At 36.8% G+C, this 2,886-nt stretch carries 2 protein-coding genes and 1 pseudogene; 1 reads left to right on the top strand and 2 read right to left on the bottom strand.

The annotated features are described in order from the left end of the window. Positions 1-12: 12 nt before the first annotated feature. A complete protein-coding gene (locus tag Q1553_RS07905; RefSeq protein ID WP_300668708.1) occupies positions 13-1,356 on the bottom strand; it encodes a DASS family sodium-coupled anion symporter in 1,344 nt (447 codons plus the stop codon). 15 nt (positions 1,357-1,371) lie between these two features. Further along, complete coding sequence (gene dnaJ, locus Q1553_RS07900) at positions 1,372-2,487, bottom strand: molecular chaperone DnaJ (protein WP_115550852.1); 1,116 nt, start codon at positions 2,485-2,487, stop codon at positions 1,372-1,374. Positions 2,488-2,618: 131 nt separating this feature from the next. Between dnaJ and Q1553_RS07895 the strand changes: the two are divergent. Next, positions 2,619-2,886 (top strand): annotated as a pseudogene (locus tag Q1553_RS07895) (hypothetical protein); the annotation flags it as partial.

The raw sequence follows: 2,886 nt of genomic DNA, 5'->3' as shown, positions 1-2,886 counted from the left end.
ATCATTTTTTCTTTATATAAAACGCCAAACAAACCACGCAAAGATTAGAATTAAGACGATAGAAAATAAATTTACACACGCACCATATTTCATCATTTCTATCTGCCGAATATAACCTGTGCCATAAACAATCGCATTCGGAGGTGTGGCGACAGGTAACATATAGGCACAACTTGCACCAAATCCAATGACGAGAGGTAGCATTGCGTGTGGCATACCAAGAGCGTCTCCTACAACGCCAAAGATTGGCACTAATAAGGCAGAACTTGCAGTATTGCTTGTAAATTCTGTCAAGAAAATAATAAAAAGCGCAGTTACAAGGATAATCATAAGCCAATTACTATTCCCAAAAAGAGCGGTAACTCCGTTTGCCAACACTGCGCTTGCTCCGGAATCTTTGAGAATCACGCTTAAGGCAAGCCCTCCGCCAAAGAGCCATAAAACACCCCAATCGGTGTTGCTTTGAATCTCTTTCCAAGTTGCGACGCGGCTTATACCTATGGCAATCGCACAACTTAATGCGATAATGGAATCTAAATCTTTGATTCCGCCAAAGTATTCGCTTAATTTCGCGCTAAGAATCCAAGCAGTCGCAGTGAGTCCAAAAATAATTAAAGTAAGGATTTTTTTAAAATCCCATTCTGTTTTTTCTAATGCAAGATGAAAAGTTTGATTTAAATCAGGTTTAAGAAGTAAATATAGGATTCCAATCATACAAGGAAGCATAATGCACATAAAAGGAATCCCAAGTTTCATCCATTCTAAAAAGTTGATTCCAAGATAAGAAGCAGCAATGATATTGGGCGGGCTTCCTACCATTGTGCCAAAACCCCCAATTTCTGAACTATAAGCTACACCTAAAAGCACAAACAAAAAGGTTCCGCGATTCTTTGTAATGTCTAAATTAGATAAAATACCAAGAGCTAAGGGCAACATAATCGCTGCTGTTGCGGTGTTGCTAATCCACATAGAAAGCAATGTGCTCACACCAAAAAGCATAAGAATCGCAACAGACATTCTGCCTTTAGCAAGCAAGATAAGGCGATTAGCAAGTAATTTATCTAAGCCTTGAATATGCAATGCACTTGCTAAGGCGAATCCTCCAAAAAAAAGGAAAATTACGGGATTTGCAAAAGGTTTAAGAGCAGTTGTAACATCTTGTAAATCAAATATTACCGCAAGCAAAGGAACAATGAGAGCAGTAATCGTGGTATGCACTGCTTCGCTCACCCACAAAATCCCGACAAATGCCAAAATGCAAATACCAAGATTGGCTTCTTTGGCAAAAGGTAGCCAAGTAAAAAGCGCACTAAAGAGCAAAATATCTGCAATGAGAATCCATAAAGCTTTTTGCATTTATTTTTCTTTTATTTATTTAAACCAATTTTTGATTTTATCCACTAAGCCTTCTAAGCAATTAATTGGTTTGGATTCCTCATAACCAAACGACTGATGAAGTTCTAAGAGCAAATTACGTTGTTTTTCTTCTAGTTTGTCAGGATACAAAATATTCACTACTGCGATAAAATTGCCTTTTTTACCACTATTGACACTCTTTACACCCTCGCCATAAAAGACAAACTGCTGCTTATCCTTGACGCCGATAGGAATTTTGAGTTCTAATTCTTTTTCTTTGGTAAGTGTTGGAATCTTAATGCTGCCACCAAGCATTACAAGTGTAAAAAACACGGGAACTTCCAAATAAATATCATTGCGATGACGGATAAAATGCGTATCTTCTTGCACGAAGATTTCTACATACAAATCTCCCCGCGAACCATCTGGCATTTTATTTCCTCTCCCCTGCACGCGGATTTGGTTTTGATTATCTACACCCTCTGGGATTTTAATCTCAAATTTTTCTTTTTCCTCTTGATAACCTTTGCCTAAGCATTTTTCACATTTTTCTGCACTCGTTTCCCCGCTTCCGTGGCATTTGGAGCAAGTTTGGGCAAAGGTCATAAATCCTTGTGTAAAAGTCTCTCGCCCACTTCCTTTACATGTGCTACAAGTCGTTACCTTGCCATCTTTTGCCCCACTTCCTTTACACGCGCTACAAGCGCTTTTGTAGCGGATTTCCACTTCTTTTTTGCAGCCAAAAATTGCTTCTTGGAAACTAAGCTCTAATTCAATCGCTAAATCACGCGAATATTTTTCATCTTTTTTGCGTCTTGAGCCAAATCCTCCAAATCCCCCTCCAAAAACAGAGTTGAAAATATCAAAAATACTTCCCTCCATATCTCCAAACCCAAATCCGCTGGATTCTAAACCTTTTTTTCCATAGGTATCGTAGATTTGACGCTTTTCTTTGTCGCTTAGGATTTGATAGGCTTCATTGACTTTTTTGAACATTTCTTCGGCATTTTCATTATCAGGATTCCTATCGGGGTGGTATTTTAATGCCATTTTGCGATAAGCTTTTTTGATTTCCTCTCCGCTTGCAGTGCGATTGACTTCTAAAATCTCATAATAATCAAATTCTTCCAAAAATACTCCTAATCATTTTATTGTTTTAGAAAATAAAAATTTTGCATTTTAGCGTAATTAACTTTAAAGAAGTAATTAAATAAAAGTTTTACTTTTTTTGTTAAGATTCTATTTTATTTTTAAGGAAAAATATGGAATCTAGGCTTACAAAACAGACTTTACAGAGACTTAAAGTCCCAAAGAATCCATCACAAAAATTTCTTTATCACCTTTTAGAAGAACAATATCAGCTTTTTAACTCACAAGAGGCGATTAATGAGGATTTACCCGACCCATTAGGAATAGCAAGACAATTTAAAAGCGATAAAGTCGCACTTTTTTGCGCTTTATTTGCTTATGGAAATGTGCAGTCTATTTTAAGATTCTTAAATTCTTGCAACCTAAACGCATTAGAAAATT

It is taken from the genome of Helicobacter sp. UBA3407 (assembly GCF_949747025.1).
In the GTDB taxonomy this organism is placed as follows: Bacteria; Campylobacterota; Campylobacteria; order Campylobacterales; family Helicobacteraceae; genus Helicobacter_D; species Helicobacter_D ganmani.
Note: the sequence above shows the minus strand (reverse complement) of the source record. Positions and strands in the feature narration are given on the sequence as shown.